General features: G+C 54.0%; 16 protein-coding genes and 2 pseudogenes. 9 read left to right on the forward strand and 9 right to left on the reverse strand.

Annotated features, from left to right (window positions below):
* Window positions 1–7: 7 nt before the first annotated feature.
* Window positions 8–346 (forward strand): YebY family protein, encoded by a 339-nt coding sequence (locus tag AWR26_RS10545; RefSeq protein ID WP_064565660.1) that lies wholly within the window; start codon window positions 8–10, stop codon window positions 344–346.
* 336 nt (window positions 347–682) lie between these two features.
* Here AWR26_RS10545 and AWR26_RS10550 read toward each other — a convergent pair whose 3' ends face one another.
* Both AWR26_RS10550 and AWR26_RS10555 read right to left on the reverse strand, forming a co-directional pair.
* A complete protein-coding gene (locus tag AWR26_RS10550) occupies window positions 683–1,369 on the reverse strand; it encodes a tyrosine-type recombinase/integrase (protein ID WP_244256243.1) in 687 nt (228 codons plus the stop codon).
* Window positions 1,370–1,527: 158 nt separating this feature from the next.
* Window positions 1,528–2,424, reverse strand: a complete 897-nt coding sequence (locus AWR26_RS10555; protein WP_407658794.1) for an acyltransferase family protein — start codon at window positions 2,422–2,424, stop codon at window positions 1,528–1,530.
* Between the two features lie 294 nt (window positions 2,425–2,718).
* Here AWR26_RS10555 and AWR26_RS10560 point away from each other — a divergent pair.
* A pseudogene (locus tag AWR26_RS10560) lies at window positions 2,719–3,415 on the forward strand (transposase); the annotation flags it as partial.
* An 89-nt stretch (window positions 3,416–3,504) separates the two neighbouring features.
* On the opposite strand, the pseudogene AWR26_RS10565 reads toward AWR26_RS10560, so the two are convergent.
* Window positions 3,505–3,594 (reverse strand): annotated as a pseudogene (locus AWR26_RS10565) (nuclear transport factor 2 family protein); the annotation flags it as partial.
* Window positions 3,595–3,800: 206 nt separating this feature from the next.
* Between AWR26_RS10565 and AWR26_RS10570 the strand changes: the two are divergent.
* The gene (locus AWR26_RS10570; RefSeq protein WP_064565665.1) at window positions 3,801–4,331 is read left to right on the forward strand and encodes a lipocalin family protein; all 531 of its coding nucleotides are present in this window, start codon (window positions 3,801–3,803) and stop codon (window positions 4,329–4,331) included.
* 105 nt (window positions 4,332–4,436) lie between these two features.
* Here AWR26_RS10570 and AWR26_RS10575 read toward each other — a convergent pair whose 3' ends face one another.
* Window positions 4,437–5,225 carry a MipA/OmpV family protein gene (locus AWR26_RS10575; protein ID WP_064568993.1) on the reverse strand — a complete coding sequence of 263 codons (789 nt, stop codon included), beginning with the start codon at window positions 5,223–5,225 and terminating at the stop codon, window positions 4,437–4,439.
* Window positions 5,226–5,352: 127 nt separating this feature from the next.
* Between AWR26_RS10575 and AWR26_RS10580 the strand changes: the two genes are divergently transcribed.
* The 4 genes from AWR26_RS10580 (at window position 5,353) to AWR26_RS10595 (ending at window position 11,524) form a co-directional block, all read left to right on the forward strand.
* Window positions 5,353–6,048, forward strand: coding sequence for a response regulator (locus AWR26_RS10580; protein WP_064565667.1), 696 nt, complete (start codon window positions 5,353–5,355; stop codon window positions 6,046–6,048).
* A complete protein-coding gene (locus AWR26_RS10585) occupies window positions 6,045–7,223 on the forward strand; it encodes a sensor histidine kinase (protein WP_064565669.1) in 1,179 nt (392 codons plus the stop codon). The genes AWR26_RS10580 and AWR26_RS10585 overlap by 4 nt, the downstream gene beginning before the upstream one ends.
* Window positions 7,224–7,316: 93 nt before the next feature.
* Entirely contained in the window at window positions 7,317–8,471 is a 1,155-nt protein-coding gene (locus AWR26_RS10590; RefSeq protein WP_064565671.1) for an efflux RND transporter periplasmic adaptor subunit, read from the forward strand.
* Window positions 8,468–11,524, forward strand: coding sequence for an efflux RND transporter permease subunit (locus AWR26_RS10595; protein WP_064565673.1), 3,057 nt, complete (start codon window positions 8,468–8,470; stop codon window positions 11,522–11,524). The genes AWR26_RS10590 and AWR26_RS10595 overlap by 4 nt, the downstream gene beginning before the upstream one ends.
* 114 nt (window positions 11,525–11,638) lie before the next feature.
* Here the strand turns inward: AWR26_RS10595 and AWR26_RS10600 are convergent, their stop codons facing one another.
* Window positions 11,639–12,550, reverse strand: a complete 912-nt coding sequence (locus tag AWR26_RS10600) for a LysR family transcriptional regulator (RefSeq protein ID WP_064568994.1) — start codon at window positions 12,548–12,550, stop codon at window positions 11,639–11,641.
* A gap of 104 nt (window positions 12,551–12,654) precedes the next feature.
* Here AWR26_RS10600 and AWR26_RS10605 point away from each other — a divergent pair, with 104 nt between their 5' ends.
* Window positions 12,655–13,686: a zinc-dependent alcohol dehydrogenase family protein gene (locus AWR26_RS10605; RefSeq protein WP_139227912.1), complete on the forward strand. Its 1,032-nt coding sequence runs from the start codon at window positions 12,655–12,657 to the stop codon at window positions 13,684–13,686.
* A gap of 86 nt (window positions 13,687–13,772) precedes the next feature.
* On the opposite strand, the gene AWR26_RS10610 is transcribed toward AWR26_RS10605, so the two are convergent.
* A complete protein-coding gene (locus tag AWR26_RS10610) occupies window positions 13,773–14,720 on the reverse strand; it encodes a VirK/YbjX family protein (RefSeq protein ID WP_064565675.1) in 948 nt (315 codons plus the stop codon).
* Between the two features lie 173 nt (window positions 14,721–14,893).
* On the opposite strand from AWR26_RS10610, the gene pphA reads away from it, so the two are divergent.
* A complete protein-coding gene (gene pphA, locus AWR26_RS10615; protein WP_064565677.1) occupies window positions 14,894–15,538 on the forward strand; it encodes a protein-serine/threonine phosphatase in 645 nt (214 codons plus the stop codon).
* Here pphA and AWR26_RS10620 read toward each other — a convergent pair whose 3' ends face one another.
* From AWR26_RS10620 to rsmF, 3 genes are all read right to left on the reverse strand, one after another.
* On the reverse strand, window positions 15,539–15,730 hold the full coding sequence (locus tag AWR26_RS10620) for a YdfD/YebW family protein (protein ID WP_007371618.1): 192 nt from the start codon (window positions 15,728–15,730) through the stop codon (window positions 15,539–15,541).
* A gap of 106 nt (window positions 15,731–15,836) precedes the next feature.
* Window positions 15,837–16,076, reverse strand: coding sequence for a YebV family protein (locus tag AWR26_RS10625; RefSeq protein WP_007371619.1), 240 nt, complete (start codon window positions 16,074–16,076; stop codon window positions 15,837–15,839).
* Between the two features lie 114 nt (window positions 16,077–16,190).
* A complete protein-coding gene (rsmF, locus tag AWR26_RS10630; protein WP_206062525.1) occupies window positions 16,191–17,630 on the reverse strand; it encodes a 16S rRNA (cytosine(1407)-C(5))-methyltransferase RsmF in 1,440 nt (479 codons plus the stop codon).
* Window positions 17,631–17,639: the final 9 nt, after the last annotated feature.

Raw genomic sequence — 17,639 nt, forward strand, 5'->3', positions numbered from 1 at the left:
GGAAAGAATGAAAAAGAACTTATTAGGGCTGTTAATGCTGACATGTTCAGGTGTGGCGCTTGCTGCACCGCAGGTGATCACCGTCAGCCGCTTTGAAATGGGCAAAGACAAATGGGCATTTGATCGCGAAGAGATCATGCTGACCTGCCGTCCCGGACATGCGCTTTATGCCATCAATCCCAGCACGCTGGTGCAATACCCGCTGAACGATGTGGCGGAAAAGCAGGTCGCCAGCGGTAAAGCCAGTGGGCAGCCGATCGGTATTATTCAGGTTAATGATCCCGCAAAACCCGGTGAAAAGATGAGCCTTGAACCGTTTATCGCCCGGGCAGAGAAACTTTGTTAACTGGCTATATTAACTGCCTGATATTCAATAAAAAACCGCAAGCCTGTTTGAGCAAGTCTTGCGGTTTTTGCATTTTTTAGCGTGACGGTTAGCGAATTTTTCTTTCCACTTTTGTCGCGGACTGGAAAAGCTGACGCCGTCATCTATTCTTAAAGTGCCAGGCGACTTAGCCTGCATTAATGCCAACTTTTAGCGCACGGCTCTCTCCCAAGAGCCATTTCCCTGGACCGAATACAGGAATCGTATTCGGTCTTTTTTTATCTATATGGAATATAAAGATTTTTTATATCTCTTCCCGAAATTTCCAGAAATAACTCCGAAAACCCTATATCCGGCTCAAACCATAACATACTCTGCACTGCGCGCGTCCAGGTATTTTTTCGTCATTGCGCTGTTTTTATGACCAGGCAAACGTTGAGCAAATTCCTCCCCATACTCCACTTCATAAAGCCTCCCAGCCAGACTTCTTATCTCATGAAAAGAAGGAGGGTTTGGCCCGAACCTTAAGCCGGAGGAATCACGAAGATCGGAAAATGCCTGAGTTAGCCCGTCAGGGAATAATGGCCCCGGCTTCCTGCCACCTCGCCTTATCGATGAGTAGAGCATAAAATTAGATGGGTTATTCACCCTGCAACGCTCAATCACATCCTGCAAAAACAGGCCTGCGGCGTCCAGTCTCAAATTGAGGGAGATTGCCAGCTTGTGACCCGTTTTTCCCTGCGTCACAAAGAGCCTGCCATCTCTGATATCACTAAACCTGAACAGAGAAACATCCTCCCGGCGCTGACCAGTGACAAGGGCAAGATCACATGCATTTGCCGCCCACTCTGAATGAGATAATGCCGCCTGACGAATCACCGTAAACAGAGAAAACACCAGAAGAGATAGCGGCTGAAAATCTTGCGGCCGCGCAATCAGAGTACGATCGAGCAACGATTCATATAGCCCAACTGAATGAACAGATTGCTGATGATGATTATGCAGGGACCACTGAGGATTCAGTAAAAGTTGAGCTTGCGGCATGGACTGAATATCGTAAAGAGCTTCGTTCTTACATCAAGGATGGGGATGGGAGTCATATTCTTCCTGAATCCCCATAAGCACAATAAGTTAAACATAACTACTAGTCATGAGCGGTTTTTATGAATCATGACTGGTAGTTATAAATAGAAGTGAAAATATTACCTGCTGCTCTTGCCCAGCAGGAGTGAGGAGCTTAACTCCCATTTTTTAAATAATAAATGACATGCTATTGATAATAATAATGTTATGATAAGTATGGCGTAAAGATTTTCAATGCCTAACGCTATCAAATGAAAGTGTATCCACTGATGAGTAAACATAATTGTTAGAGATGCTGAGCCTATAAACTTCAATATGTCTATTTCTTTCAGTGCATTACTTAGCAGGAAAGTAATGTATATCCATGTTATCGAAAGCAAAGTATTAATTACTGGAATCCCATACTGAGAAGCTTTGAAATCAACCCGCATTGATTCTGGCTGCAACAATACATACATTAACAAAAATGCCATGCCAGCGGCAGATAAAATTTTAAAGAACTTTTGATTATTTCTGGATAAATAACCAATATACATTAACGGGATTGCCTGTAGGCAAATGTTCACCCCTAAAGGAAAAACGATGCTTGCTATGTAGTGTTGATTAATAAAGGATGCTGAATACATGGCAATTGTGATAAGTGAAATTTTTCTTGTATTTAAATTGTTTAACATCCAGTTCAAGATGATAATAGAAATGAATAGAACTGTGATAAACCAATATGCACCTAAATCACCCTTCAATAAAGCCCCGCCATAGACTGATTTTATAAGTGATTTTGCCACATCGACAATAGTAAGACTTCCAAGGATTGCTGATATAACAGTATTTAAGGTGATAATAATCAAAGCAAAATAAATATATGGGATAATTAATCCTTTGGTTTTTTTTGTTATGAAGTTAGTTGTTGGTTGTGGAGATAATAAATACCCACTTATGAAAAAAACAGCGGCATATGAAATAGGTATATGAAATCGACATTTTGCCTCGGGAATATGTGTCCAATTAGTACGGATAAAATCCCAATCCCTTTAGCAGTATCGATGTAGTCAATATGTCTTGTTTTCATGATGTCATTGGTAAGGTAAGAGTAGTTAAGCGTTACAGTATACTACGTAAGAATGAAAACACGTAGTGAGTATTTGTCTATAACATACTGATACCGCGAGAAAACATTAAAAGGCAACGGTGATGACAATAGGATCGCATATCGTTTTATCAACAATCATCATGTAAGTCTCCCGCATAATCGTGCCATCCACATTTCGAGATCTTCCGGCATACTCAATCTGCCAACGAAGGAGATCGCCATGCGTAAAGCCCGTTTTACTGAGCACCAGATCATCGCCGTGATTAAATCAGTCGAAGCAGGACGAACTGTTAAGGATGTCTGCCGGGAGGCCGGTATTTCTGAGGCGACTTACTACAACTGGAAATCCCGATATGGCTGCATGGAATCTTCTGATATTAAAAAGATAAAGGATCTTGAAGATGAGAACCGCCGTCTCAAACAGATGTTTGCCGATCTCAGTCTTGAGAACCGGGCACTGAAAGATGTTATCGAAAAAAGCTTTAAAACCAGCCCTTAAGCGTGAGCTGGTAGCTCATCTGATAACGACATCCGGACTCAGTATTCGTCAGGCCTGCCGGAGTCTGAATCTGAGCAGAACGGTTTACCATTACCGCCCGGATACCACGCGTGATGAACCCGTTATTTCCGCGTTACAGGCCGCCGCCGAAAGGTATCCACGATATGGTTTCCCAAAGTTATTTCAGATTCTGCGGCGGCAGGGATACCCGTGGAATCATAAAAGGATCCACCGGATTTACAGCCTGCGGAGGCTGAACTTTCGCCGCAAAGGTAAGCAACGTCTGCCTGTGCGTAATCCGGCACCGTTGGTTACGCCGGAAGCGTTAAACCAGAGCTGATTAGTTGATCTCATGCACGACTCTCTGATTTGCGGTCGCCGTTTTCGTACGTTCAATGTCGTTGATGATTTTAATCGAGTACCGTGATGTTCGGTTCGGGGGGAAGTGATGCCGCGCTGCCAGTCGGGCACCGATTCCGGAGCTGGTGCTCGTAATAAGAAGTGTCGTCATACGCGCAGGCTCCTTTTCACGCGGCGAATCGCGCAGCCCGGTAAAGGGAGATGTTCATAAATCATTTCCCCCGCATCGTAGTTATCCCCAGTTGTCCATCTCGGGGTAGAGTTAAAATCTGCACAATCGCTAAATCTTGTCCAAATTTTGACAAAAATTATTTTGATTACTATTTTATTTCAATTGGTTATGGATATTTTCTTAAGCGATTTATTAGCGAGAAGAGATAAAACAGACGCAACAGAAGCCCAGTATCCACGCACACTTGATGCTGCAGAGAAAAGGAGCGCACATGAAATTCTGGCCCGTTTTGACTGGCGTAGCGATTGCGCTGACGCTGGTGGCTTGCAAGTCGCCCACTCCGCCGAAAGGCGTACAGCCCGTATCCGGCTTTGATGCCAGCCGATATCTTGGCAAATGGTACGAAATCGCACGGCTGGAAAACCGCTTTGAGCGCGGCCTGGAGCAGGTCACCGCGACTTATGGCCAGCGCCGCGACGGCGCAATCAGCGTGCTGAACCGGGGTTACGATCCGCAAAAGCAAAAATGGCGTGAAAGCGAAGGTAAAGCGCTGTTTACCGGCTCGCCGACGACCGCCGCACTGAAGGTCTCGTTCTTCGGCCCGTTCTATGGCGGCTATAACGTTATTGCTCTCGATGACGACTATCACTACGCGTTGGTGAGTGGGCCAAATCGCGATTACCTGTGGATCCTCTCACGCACGCCGACCATTCCGGATGCAGTGAAGCAAAATTATCTCGCGGTTGCGCAGCGCCTGGGTTTCCAGGTCAATAAACTCCATTGGGTTGCGCAAAGCGACTAGTGCGGGAACACGCTCTCCGCAGGTTGCAGAAAAGCCGGAGAGCGGCTTATGTCCATAATGATTGCGGCATCAGAGCAAAGTGGCAGGTTTGCCTTTCTAAACCCTCTAGAAGGTATAAAGAATGGCCAACACGCCGCTCCCTTCATTACGGCGCTGCACCAGCGGGCTGTCAGCGGCATGGTCGCTTAACCAGCTATAACCGACACTGATCATTGCTCCCCAGTGTTCATCAAATTGATGATTCCACGTCAGGTCGCTATTCACCCCATAGAAACCCGACGCTGCCGCATAGCGAGCGTATCCGCTACGCAAGCTTTGCGCTCTGTTAACGCCATAAAAGGTGTTCATGTAACGGCTATCGCCAAACAGCGCGGCAGACTGAAAAGCCAACGTATCGCTGGCGGTTTGCAGCGGGATTAACGCCAGCGATGTCTGATATTGCACGCCCTGGCCGTCGGTCAGGGGAAGGGTGGCTTTGCCTTCGATGTTAAGCCACGGGGTAATGCTCCAGCCGACAGCCATTGCCGTATTGAGGGTGGCATCAATGTTACCCATCCCTTTTAAATTGTTTGCGCCATCGCGCCAGCCGGAGTTGCTATCGGCGCGTCCCAACCCATAACCGAGCGTATGTTCGAAATAGAGTCCGTTATCGGCCTGTAAGTCGTAACCCAGCCCTTTTTGCGAATCAAAAAAGAGCGCATTCCAGCGTGCCTGTATCACAGGAACCATTTGCAGGCGTTGTTTGTCTGAGCCACTGTAGCGAGGGGCATATTGCCCTCCGATGCCCAGGGTGAACGCATTTTGCGCGGCAGTATCGTCATCAGCATGGGCTGAGAATACGAAGGCGGCCAGTAATGGGCTGCTCCTGTACAAGGCGGTTTTTATCGATATCATCATCACATCTCGCTTATTGGGGAACGTGCTGTTTCGGCAGGGTTTTACCCTCTTCTGAGTGCGGAATGTATCCGGCTCATATCAATAAACGGTCAGGAAAGTGTTAAGAAACGGTCAAGGTGAGCAAATGCTGTCCCGGAAAATTCTCGTGATTGAAGACGATGTCGATGCGGCAAATGTGCTGGAAGCCTACCTGCGTCGCGAAAATTATGATGTAGCGTTGACCGTCGATGGCCTGAGCGGGCTTGAGCTGGCGCAACGCTGGAAACCCGATCTTATCCTGCTGGATGTGATGTTGCCGGGGATGAATGGTACCGAAGTGCTGGCGGCCCTGCGCCGTAAAAGCGATGTGCCGGTGATAATGGTGACGGCGATGGGAGACGCTCCCGATCGTATCGGAGCATTGCGTTACGGTGCGGATGATTATGTCGTAAAACCCTACCATCCCGGCGAAGTGGTAGCGCGCGTTCAGGCGGTGCTACGGCGCGCTAGCCGCACAGAAACGCGTGAAGAGATCCTGCGCTGGCATCATCTGGAAGTGAACACCACCGCCATTACGGCGGCGGTCATCCAGCCGGATAACAGCGAGCGTTTTCTCGAACTGACGCCAGCCGAGTTTTCGATTTTAACCACTTTGCTGCGCCATCCGACGCGACCTTTTTCACGCCAGTTCCTGCTTGAGCAGTGTCTGCCGGAAAGCGAGGCGCTGGAAAGGGTCGTCGATACCCACGTTTATAATTTACGCAAAAAACTTGAAAATGCGGGCGTAACGGGCGTTTTAGCCAATGTGCGCGGGGTCGGCTACAGGTTCAGGCAGCCATGAAAAAATCGGTGCATCAGTCGCTCTGGCGCTGGATTTGCGGGCGTATCCTCGCGCTGGCGATCGGCTCTGTCATTATCATCGCGTTATGTATGTGGTTGCGTTACGCCGTACAGAATTTCTGGGTGCTGCACCATATGCCTGCTCCGGTGCGCGACGAGTTTCTTGCCCTGAAAGAGAACCCGCAACTCAATCCGTCGCGCTTCCACGATATTGTTGATACATGGTGGGGGCTGAGCTATTCCACGCCCTCAATTGCTTCTGCGGACTGGATAATGGTTGCCGTGCTGGTGCTGGTGATGATCCCCTTTATTGTCATTATGGGGCTTCGCTATGCGCGGCCGCTGGCGCTGCAATTCAGCCGTCTGCGGGATGCGGCCGACGAAGTTACGCTCGGTCAGTTTGGCAGCCAGGCGGAGCTGGTAAAAGAAGCGCCTGAGGAAATGGTGCGATTCGCCAGCGACTTCAACAGCATGACGCGCCAACTGGCGAGATATGATCGCGAGCTTCGGGCTTCGCATGTGGCAATGGCACATGAACTGCGCTCGCCGCTAACGGCCGCCATTGGTCGTTTGCAGGGTATGTTGGATGGGGTGTTTGAACCCAGCGAAGCGCAATTGGGAATGGTGATGAAGCAGTTGCAGTATCTCAGCCGACTGACGGATGAACTCCACCTGTTATCACTGGCTGATGCCGGGCAACTGACGCTTACGCTCCAGCCGGTGTCTCTGGCGGAACTGTTAAATGAGCGCGCGGCATGGCTGAAACCGCTGGCGGATAGCGCCGGTCTGACGATTACCGTTACTGCAAGTACGCCTTCGATGTTCATCGGCGACGCGTTCCGTCTGGGGCAGGTTTTTACCGTCCTGATGGAAAATGCGCTGCGCTATGGTCGGCGGGACGGCCATTTATCCATCGTTCTTCAGCAGCAGCATAACCTCTACCGGATTGATTTTGCGGATGACGGGCCGGGCGTGACGGCGGATTTTCTGCCGCTTATGTTTGAGCGCTTCACCCGCGCAGAAACATCGCGGGCGCGACATTCTGGCGGCAGCGGCCTTGGGCTTTCCATTGCTCGCGCCATCTGTCACGCGCATGGCGGCAGCATCAGCGCGTCGTTGCCGGAAAAAGGCGGCCTGAAAGTCAGCATCTCGCTTCCCACAGACGCGACGGAGTAATTCATACGCTCTTGATGGATTCTTGACGAAAACTGGAACGAATCTCGACGCAAGCCGGATTCAATAACGCCATTACCGATTCGGAGTGGCGTTATGTCAGAACAATTTAGCGATTATCTGCGTCAGAGCCTGCATCATCTTTTTAGTGTTGCACGCACGATTTCCCTCCTTTCTCTGCTTCCGCTGCTGCTTCTCGCGGCGGTACTGACGTTGTTGACGGGATGCGGAGAGAAACAGACAGAAAAACCCGCGCCACCAAGGCCCGTTCGTTATCAGATTATCGTGGCGACCTCCGCGCATCCGCTGACGGTGCGCACCGGGGAGATCCGCGCCCATGATGAGACGGCGCTGGCTTTTCGCCTTGACGGACGAATGGTCAGCCGCCTGGTCGATATTGGCGAACGGGTGCATGCCGGGCAGGTGCTCGCCGCAATGGAGAGTGAGACCGGGAAAAACCAACTGACCAGCGCCACTGCCGATGTGGAAAGCGCCCGCGCCGCTGAACGCGTTGCGGCACTTAACCTGAGCCGGATGCAGGCGCTCATGCCTTCCGGGGCCATTGCCCGCACTCAGCTTGATAGCGCTCGTGCCGACTGGCAGGAGGCAGCATCCCGCCTGAAAAGTAGTATCGCCGCGTTGCACACTGCGCAGGAGAATCTGGCCTGGACCCAACTGACAGCGCCTGCCGATGGGATCATCACTCGCGTCAGCGCCTCGGCAGGGCAGGTGGTCAGCGCAGGGCAGACGATTTTCACGCTGGCGACCAGCGAGGCGCGCGATGTGGTTTTTGATATCGCCGATCCACAACTTTTGCCTGCATCATCGTCAAACGCACTGCGGTTTCCGGTGGCTTTGCTGGCAAACCCGGCTATCCGCGCCAGCGGAAAATTGCGCGATATTAGCCCGCAGGCCGATCCGCAAACGCGCACCTGGCAGGTCCGGGTGACTTTAGAGACGCCGCCAGCGGCGATGGCGCTGGGAGCCAGCGCGACCATTGAGATACCGTCAGCGATGCCAGGCGGCTATACCGTACCGGCGTCAGCACTCAGCCGCCTTGGCGATCAACCGGCGGTGTTTATTATCGACGGGCACGGACAGGCGCAATTACGCGCGGTCACGCTTGCCGGTTACTCTGCCACATCCGCGGTGATTGCTTCAGGCGTGGGCGTCGGCGACAAAGTCATCACCGCAGGCGTCAGCAAATTACGCGCCGGTGAACCGGTAATTGCCGGGGAGCCGCAGCCATGAAACCTGTTGAATCACGCTTTAATCTTTCTGCCTGGGCGCTGGCACACCAGCAACTGATAAGCTTTTTTATGCTGCTTATTATCGCGACCGGCGTGCTGTGTTACGAAAATCTGCCGCGTAATGAAGATCCGGCCTTCACCATCAAAACGGCGGTGGTTTCTGCCCAGTGGCCTGGCGCCACGGTTGCGGATACCACGCGGCTTGTTACCGATGTGCTGGAGAAGAAACTCCAGGAAATCCCGTGGCTGGATTATCTCGAAAGCGAAACCCGGGCCGGCAGTACCGTTATCTATGTCAATCTGCGCGACGATACGCCGCCGCGGCAGGTGCCGGACATCTGGTATCAGATTCGCAAAAAGATGCAGGATATTGCCCCTTCGCTACCCCAGGGCGCGCAAGGCCCGGCGGTGAATGATGAGTTTGATGACACCTTTGGCACAATTTATGGCTTCACGGCGGAGGGCTATAGCGCGCGTGAACTGCGCGATCGCGTGGAGGCGATCCGCCGCGGCCTGACGTCGCTTCCGGACATGGGCAAAATGACCCTGCTGGGTGAACAGCAGGAACAGATAGTGATTGCCTTTTCGCCCCGGCAACTGGCAGGGATGGGGCTGGATATCCAGCAGGTGAGCGATGCGCTGGCCGCGCAAAATGCCGTCGAACCGGCCGGAACACTTCGTACCGGCAAAGATAATGTCGCGCTGCGCGTCAGCGGCGCGCTGACCAGCGAGGAGAGCCTGCGGGCGATCACCCTGCACATTAACGACCGTTATATTCCGCTGACCGATATTGCCACCGTGAGCCGCCAGATTGCCGAACCACCCGCGCCGGTGTTTCGCGTCAACGGCCAGCCTGCGATTGGGTTGGCCATTTCGATGGCCGCCACCGGCAATATGCTGCGTTTCGGCCAGGCATTGAACGCAAGAATGGCTGAAGTTGCGGCCCAGTTGCCCCACGGCATTGAGATGGTGAAGGTGGCAGACCAGTCGGCGGTGGTGAGCGACGCGGTCAGTGGCTTTGTCCGGGTGCTGGTTGAAGCCGTGCTGATTGTGCTTGCCGTCTCTTTTGTTTCGCTGGGCATGCGTGCGGGGCTGGTGGTTGCCGCCGCGATACCGCTGGTACTGGCGATGACCTTTGCCGGGATGATGCTGGCCGGAATCGGATTGCAGCGCATTTCTCTGGGCGCGCTGATCATTGCACTGGGGCTGCTGGTGGATGACGCGATGATCACCGTCGAAACCATGGTTGCCCGGCTGGAAGCCGGCGAGTCGCGTAAAAACGCCGCCACTTATGCATTCAAAACCACGGCGTTTCCTATGCTCACCGGAACACTGGTGATGATCGCCGGTTTCATCCCCGTTGGCTTTGCTGCCAGCAGCGCCGGAGAATACTGCTTCTCGCTGTTTGCGGTGGTGTTGATTGCCTTACTCAGCTCGTGGGTGGTCGCCATACTCTTCTCTCCGCTGACAGGCGCATGGTTGCTGCCAGCCCACATCAACGGGCGCGAACGCGGCGCAGGACGGCTGGCGCGTGCATATCGGGCTTTGCTGGCATGCGTGCTGCGCCACCGTTTATCGACGCTGGTGATCGCCGTTGCCGCACTGGCGCTGGCGGCGATCGGTACACGCTGGATGCAGGGAGAGTTTTTCCCGGCCTCGGATCGCCCGGAGTTACTGGTCAGCCTGTCTCTGCCGGCGAATGCCTCTCAGCCTGAAATGGAGCGGCAGGCGGAACGCCTGGAGAAGGCGCTCAAGGGGAATACGGATATCGATCACTACACCACGTATGTCGGATCCGGCGCGGTGCGTTTTTATCTGCCAATGGATGTGTTGCTGGATAATGAAAACACCGCGCAGCTGGTGGTGGTGGCGAAAAATCTGGCGGCGAGGGATCGCTTGCGCCAGAAACTGACGACGCTGCTGGCCAGCCAGTTCGCCGATCTGACAACCCGTGTTTCGCCGCTGGAGTTAGGGCCGCCCGTTGGCTGGCCGGTGAAATACCGGGTGAGCGGGCCGGATTATGCGCAGGTGCAACGGCTTGCGCATCGCCTGGCGGCAGAAATAGGCACGTCATCACTGACGCGCGAAGTGAACCTGACCGCTGGCGAGCCGGAAAGGACGATTACGCTTCAGGTCAACCAGACGGCAGCGCGGGCGGCAGGGGTTTCATCAGAAAGCATCGCGCAAATGCTGAATACCGTCTGGTCCGGCAGCACGGTGACCACGGTGCGGGATAACGATCGACTGGTCGGGGTGGTGTTACGCGGCAACGATCGTGAACGGCTGGATTTTGGCACGCTGTCGACGTTGATGTTACCAACAGCAAAGGGCACAAAAATTCCGCTGAGCGAAGTCGCGACGCTGGCCTGGGGCGTGGACGATCCGGTTATCTGGCGTCGCCAGCGTTTGCCCTTTATCACTGTTCAGACCGATCTGGCGCCCGGCGTGCGCGCTGAAAGCGTGTCGGCTGGCCTGCGCCCGACAGTGGATAAACTGCGCGCACAATTGCCTGCCGGATACCGAATCGAAGAAGGCGGGACAGCGGCTGAATCCGATAAAGGGAACCGCTCGGTGTACGCTGTGCTACCGGTGACGCTCATTGTCATGCTGACGTTGTTAATGCTTCAGTTGCAGCGTTTTTCCCGCATGCTGCTTGCGCTGCTGATGGCTCCGTTTGGTCTGCCGGGGATTGTCCTGGCGATGCTGCCGACGGGAACGCCGATGGGCTTTGTAGCATTGCTGGGGGTGATTGCGCTGGCGGGGATGATTATCCGCAACGCGGTGATTTTAATCAGCGAAGTGGACAGCAATCTGGCGCAGGGAATGGCCGCAAACGAAGCCATTGTGGCGGCGACGGAGCACCGGGCGCGGCCCATTATGTTGACCGCTTGTGCGGCGATCCTCGGAATGATCCCTATCTCGCATCAGGTTTTCTGGGGGCCGATGGCCTACGCGATTATCGGCGGGCTGATTGTGGCCACGCTGGTCACGCTGACCGTGTTACCCGCTGCCTTCAGCCTGCTGTTGGGTTGGCATAAAACCGCGGGCCATTAGTCTATTCAGGCTATCAGGGGGAATCTGGCCGACAGTTGAACACCAGCACATGCCAGGCGGGTCAGTGCATCCCTGACTTTACCCGCAAGGCTGATGGCGCTTTGCCGCGCCCGTTCAGCCGCGCGGCCGTGAGCCGATATCCAGGCGGAAAAAATCGATCAGTAAGCGCATTGCCGGTGCCATAAATGCGTTGCGCGGATAGTAAAGAAAGAATCCCTCTTCATGTTTATGCCACTGCGGCAGGACGTGAATCAGCGTTCCCGCGTCGATGGCGGCGTGGACGTGCTGCTGTTCTAATAGCGCCAGCCCGACGCCTGATTCAGCGGCAGCCAACTGCACATTAATATCGTTGACGGTTAATGCTGCATCGACGGCAACCTCAACCTTTTCATCGCCGCGTTGCAGTTTCCAGCGATAGTGCGCGCCATTCTCGCTCCAGCGATAATTAATCAGGCGATACTGGTTGAGGGCTTCCGGCCGCGTGGGAGGAGGCTGCTCGCTGAAGCAGGAGGGCGCGGCGACAATCACCATTTGCAGATCGTCGGTCATGCGCACTGCAATCATGTCTTTTGGCACGCGGTCTCCGGTGCGGATCCCGGCATCAAACCCGGCGGCCACGACATCTTCAAGATGATCATCAATGACCAAATCAAGTTGAATACCAGGATAAAGCGACATGAACCGTTGCAGCTTCGGCAGAATGGCGCGCTGCGCGGCCAGACGTGACAGATTAATGCGCAGCTTGCCCCGCAGCGCCGGACCCGTTTCGCTGACGGCCTCAACGGCGCTCTCCAGCGCCAGCATCGGCGCAGAGAGTCGGGCCATAAAATCCAGCCCGGCTTGCGTCGGTGAAACGCTGCGCGTGGTGCGATTGAACAGCCGAACCTGCAACCGGGTTTCAAGCGCGCGAATGGTATGACTCACCGCAGACGGGGATAGTCCGAGTCTCCCGGCGGCGCGGCGGAAATTTTTCTCCTCGGCAACCGCCAGAAAAGCGACCAGTTCCGTGTATTCGGTTCCTTTCACATTGTTGCCCCTCATTCACCAGTTCATGCGGATTATAAGGTATTAATTCGCAATCCCGGCGCTGTCAGAATGCAAAACAGATCAATAACCGAGGAAAAGAAGTGATGCAGACCATGAAACGCTGGGAAATGCACCAGACAGGGCGTGATGCGTTAGCACTGAATCATGTTGCCAGGCCACAACCCGCAGCGGATGAAGTGCTGGTAAAAGTAATGGCGGTTGCCCTCAATCATCGCGACCTGATGGTCATCGAAAATGGGCGCGGTTTACCCCTGCGTTTTCCTTTTACACCGGGTTCCGATCTTTCAGGCTGTGTGGTGGATACCGGCGCGAATGTGACCCGCTTTGTACCTGGCGATGAAGTGATTTCTGTCTTTACGCCGGAGTGGCAGGACGGGCCACGGCCGGGTAACGCACGTGAAATGGCTTACCGAACGCTGGGCGGATTTTATCCGGGCGTGCTGGCGGAGTATGTCGTGATGAAAGAGAACTGGTTGGTACGCAAACCGGCTTCTCTCGATCATGTGCAAGCCAGCACGTTACCTTGCGCCACGCTCACGGCCTGGTTCGCGCTGGTCGAACGCGGCAATATTCAGCGCGGTGAAACGGTACTGATCGAAGGGACAGGCGGCGTGGCGCTCGCCGCACTGCAAATTGCGCGCATGAAAGGGGCACGCACCTTGCTGGTGACGCGAAGCAGCAAATGTGAACAGGCGAAACTGTGGGGTGCGGATGAGGTGATCGATCGCCAGCAGGATGTTGTGGCAACGGTACTGGCATTAACCGCCGATCGTGGGGTGGATCACGTGCTGGAGCTTGTCGGTGGCAGCCATCTGGGTCAGTCCGCCGCAATGGCGGCGGTAGGTGGAAAAATTTATCTGATTGGCGCGCTGGCAGGTTTTGAGGTTTCTTCGCCGCTGGAACCGTTGCTGTTTAAAGATCTGCATCTTTATGGCATTGCTACCGGGCACCGGCGGGCGCTGGAAGATCTCTGCGCTGCCGTCGACCAACAGGGATTCGCCCCGGTGATAGACCAACTTTATCCGCTGGCAGCGCTGCCAGCGGCGTTGACGCATCTGGCGCGTGGGCCGTCAGGCAAGATAATTATCACCATGGAAAATAAGGCAATCGGGTGATCGCGATTTGTCGAATTATTATTCGGCAATGATATTTTTGTTGTAAAAAATATAAACGGGTAGGGTAATTTATCGCCCGTTTATATTTATTTCCGCATCAGCGCCTGCATTTTTTCCGTTACATTATCCAGTAATTCAAATCGACGGCGATATTCTGCACGTTTTTTACTGGCGATACTTTCCAGCGACTTACGTGAAAAAATCAGCGGTAAACGCCAGCGCCAGGCATTATCTTTTACCCCTTCAATCGAGGCCCAAAATTCATCATAACTGGCATGGAAATGTCGTCCTTTGCTCAGGCGATAACGCAGCGCGCGGAAGACATGCCCATTATCACTTACGCCATAGATTGCTGACACGCCGGTCAGCGTGGCGAGCTGGCTCAGTACTTCAAGGGCGATTTTTTTCGGGAAAACGCCGTGGCAGGCGCGGGTCGCCAGCTTAATGACCTCATGACTGATCTCTTTGCGCGGGCCTTGCAGACCGCCAATGACCAGAATTTGCTGCCCTTTTTCGCTGATAACGCTGAATGTCGCGCTGGCCAGTAACGTATTGTTGCCATCGCACACCCAGAGCGTGCTTTCCCCTTCGCGCTCCGCTTTGCTGGCGTTAGAAGCGTATACCGTGAAATGCGCATCATCTTTCCCGGTAAAATCAAAAAGCTGTGTGGGTTCAGTCGCGCTGAGGGCGGCGGCCAGTCGCGGTGATACGTTGTTATCAAGCCAGTGGTAGTGGTTGATAATGGCATCGGCACGCTGCGAGGCATGTAAACCGCGCGTCAGATACTGACGGTGCGATTTACTCGGTAGCGTGATTTGTGTCGCCAGCAGGCGGTCGAAATCCGGGCGGCGGGAAAGCGCATTAAGCATGCGGTTGGTGGCAGACCAGAACAGCAGCGAACGCAGCAGGAACTTCAGGCGGTACTCGCGCTTTTTCCAGATAGGACCGGGCACCAGACGGCCACTCACCAGATCGCCAATAATGTGTGAATTATTATTTTGTTTAAGTTCTGTTGATTGACTAATATTCGACACGGTGAGTGACCTCTAATTAATATATTTATATTTTAGAGGTCTGGGAAATACAAATTAATAGGCGCCTTTGTTTTATTTCGCTTTCATTTAACCTTTATTTAATTAACAGGCTACGCACAATTATTCCTCTCCCTGTCAAGGATTTTCCTATACTCAAAAAAGGAGGGGAAATTATGTATCAACGTCTTGACGGAGAGCACTGGCGGCATATCTGGCTGGTCGGCGATCTGCACGGTTGCCACCAACGTTTAATGCAGGCGCTGCGCGAGCGCCAGTTTGATCCCTACCAGGATCTGCTGGTGTGCGTGGGGGATTTAATTGATCGCGGGCCGGAGAGCCTGCGCTGCCTGGCGCTGCTCAAAAAACGCTGGTTTAAGACCGTGCGTGGTAATCATGAGCAGATGGCGATTGACGCCCTGCGTTTTGGCGATATGGCGATGTGGCAACTCAATGGCGGTAGCTGGTTTAGCGCCCTCAGCGAGGCGGAACAGCAAGAAGCGCTGGCCGCGCTGCGCACCTGCGCTGAGTTGCCTTATATCCTGGAGATACGCTGCGGCGGTATGGTGAATGTCATCGCGCATGCGGATTACCCGGCGGAAGAGTACCAATGGGAGCAGGTTGTGGACGGCGAATCGGTGTTGTGGCGACGCGACAGGCTCAACCAGTGGCTGGCGGGAAAAGGGCAGCGTATTGCGGGCGCCGATCATTTCTGGTTTGGTCATACGCCGCTGAAAGCGCGCATTGACAAACAAAACCAGCACTACATTGACACGGGTGCCGTTTTTGGCGGTGAATTAACGCTGGTGCAGTTACAGTAGCTAAAAATCGCTGAATTCATTGGCCGGATGCCAGAAACCATCAATAAACTCTTCGACGGGAAAACAACCGCCATAGCGTATGCGTTGATTGTCCATGGCAACAAGGCACTGCTGCTCCGTATTAAACACATCGACTACGATGTCGTCACATCCACCGTCCAGGTAGCAAACGAATAAGACCAGCGCGAACATTCCATCCCTCAGTTCCGTACAACGTAACGATAAGTGTAGGGGATGAATTCAGGCAGGGGAAATCAGGCAGGTAAATAACCCGTCTTACGGACGGGTTTCCATTGGATCAGGCAAGGCGCATAACCCAGGTATCAGATTGTTGATCGTAATGCTCACGATAAAGGACCGAATGTTCGCCGTTAAGGAGCGCGGGAATGCTGGTGTCCGCGTCCCAGGCATCAAGCTGCATGCATAAATCTGGATCGGAACTGCAGGGGATATGTAACGTTCGCTCCCCCTGGTTCTCTCCCTGCAACTCGGCATCATCGATTTCGAATGCGCCAATGCGCACGCTGGTTTTCGTCATAATGCTCTCCGTTGAACGTTGAAATGTGGTACGACCAGTATGGCCGCCCAAATTTGAGCCTGGTACAACACGGAGAAAGATGCCAGTCAGAAGGTGCGATTTTTTTGTGCGCTGTCACGCATTGCTGGCAAACAATCGGCCATCACGCACCAGTTCACGCGGATAACTGTTCTTCAGCCGCGATCCCACTTTTTTCGCCAGGCCCAGCGGTTGCCCCTGGAAAGTGACAATTACATCGTCACGCGCAGGCACTGTTTGCGGGTAAATATCGCGTCCGCGATACCACTCTTCCGCCTCGGCGAGCGTCAGGGAAAACGCCAGCGGATTATCCTGGCCCGCCAGCGCAATCACCGCTTCATGCTGCCAGCGATAGCCTTTGTTGTGTGTTTCTGCCAGACGCAGGCCAATGCGCGAGAAGCGAACTTTGCCGATTAACGGCTCAATGTCGGTCGGAAACAGCCACAGCTCTTTATCGCGCTGCCACAGGCGCAGATTTTCGTCCCAGCGTAAACCGACGGCGGCAGCGGCCGTTGCGACCTGGGCAGCCTCTTTGGCTTTCAGCGGCGTGAAGGGGAAATTGCCCACTTTGTACGTCGGCGCAGGCAAAGGTTCGACCGCCGCTGTTTTGCGCAGACGGGCGACAAAAAAGCCTTCGCAGTCGTAAATTTGCGGGAATACGTGCAGGAAACCTTCCGCTGTTAAAGCGCGAGCGGCATCGGCAAATAGCCCATCCAGCGACATAAATTCGACGGCGTCCGGGTACTGTTCCCGCAACCAGTGGCAGATGGCCTCATTTTCGTCGCGGTTGAGCGTACAGGTGGAATAGACCAGCGTGCCGCCGGGGCGCAGCGCGTGGAAAGCGCTATCGATCAGTTCACGCTGCGTGGCCGCGATGTCCAGATTGCTGGCGACGGACCAGTTTTTCAGCGCATCCGCATCTTTACGCACCACACCTTCGCCGGAGCAGGGCGCATCAAGCAGAATGGCGTCGAACATCTCCGGCAACGCCTGGCCGAATACGCGGCCATCAAAATGTGTCAGGGCCACATTGCGGATGCCATTGCGGCTGATATTCGCGTGCAACACTTTGACGCGGCTGGCGGAAAATTCATTGGCCAGGATGGCCCCAGAATTATTCATCCGCGCGGCGATCTGCGTGGTTTTGGAACCTGGTGCGGCGGCCACGTCCATCACGCGCTGCGGCATTTCGCCATCGGCAAACAGCGCGGCAACGGGCAGCATTGAACTGGCTTCCTGAATATAAAACATCCCACTCAGATGCTCAGCGGTACTGCCCAGCGGCAGCGCCTCTTCATCATCGCGTTCGATCCAGAACCCTTCCTCGCACCACGGTACCGGCGTCAGTTGCCAGCCATATGGGGCTACAAGGGTGAGAAAATCGGCGACGGAGATTTTCAGCGTGTTAACGCGAATGCTGCGGCGCAGCGGGCGCTGGCAGGCAGCGATGAACTCATCGAAAGAGAGATGTTCCGGCATTGCCAGGCGCATTTGCGCGAGGAATTCGTCAGGAAGGTAGACAGCGTTTTGAGCCACGGGGCGCAC

The sequence above is a fragment of the Kosakonia oryzae genome, from assembly GCF_001658025.2.
GTDB lineage: Bacteria > Pseudomonadota > Gammaproteobacteria > Enterobacterales > Enterobacteriaceae > Kosakonia > Kosakonia oryzae.

Coding starts and splice junctions, on each gene's coding strand:
- AWR26_RS10575 (WP_064568993.1), bottom strand. CDS start 5,225: ATGATATCGATAAAAACCGCCTTGTACAGGAGCAGCCCATTACTGGCC.
- AWR26_RS10595 (WP_064565673.1), top strand. CDS start 8,468: ATGAAACCTGTTGAATCACGCTTTAATCTTTCTGCCTGGGCGCTGGCA.
- AWR26_RS10620 (WP_007371618.1), bottom strand. CDS start 15,730: ATGTTCGCGCTGGTCTTATTCGTTTGCTACCTGGACGGTGGATGTGAC.
- AWR26_RS10580 (WP_064565667.1), top strand. CDS start 5,353: ATGCTGTCCCGGAAAATTCTCGTGATTGAAGACGATGTCGATGCGGCA.
- AWR26_RS10605 (WP_139227912.1), top strand. CDS start 12,655: ATGCAGACCATGAAACGCTGGGAAATGCACCAGACAGGGCGTGATGCG.
- AWR26_RS10545 (WP_064565660.1), top strand. CDS start 8: ATGAAAAAGAACTTATTAGGGCTGTTAATGCTGACATGTTCAGGTGTG.
- AWR26_RS10570 (WP_064565665.1), top strand. CDS start 3,801: ATGAAATTCTGGCCCGTTTTGACTGGCGTAGCGATTGCGCTGACGCTG.
- AWR26_RS10550 (WP_244256243.1), bottom strand. CDS start 1,369: ATGCCGCAAGCTCAACTTTTACTGAATCCTCAGTGGTCCCTGCATAAT.
- pphA (WP_064565677.1), top strand. CDS start 14,894: ATGTATCAACGTCTTGACGGAGAGCACTGGCGGCATATCTGGCTGGTC.
- AWR26_RS10590 (WP_064565671.1), top strand. CDS start 7,317: ATGTCAGAACAATTTAGCGATTATCTGCGTCAGAGCCTGCATCATCTT.
- AWR26_RS10625 (WP_007371619.1), bottom strand. CDS start 16,076: ATGACGAAAACCAGCGTGCGCATTGGCGCATTCGAAATCGATGATGCC.
- AWR26_RS10585 (WP_064565669.1), top strand. CDS start 6,045: ATGAAAAAATCGGTGCATCAGTCGCTCTGGCGCTGGATTTGCGGGCGT.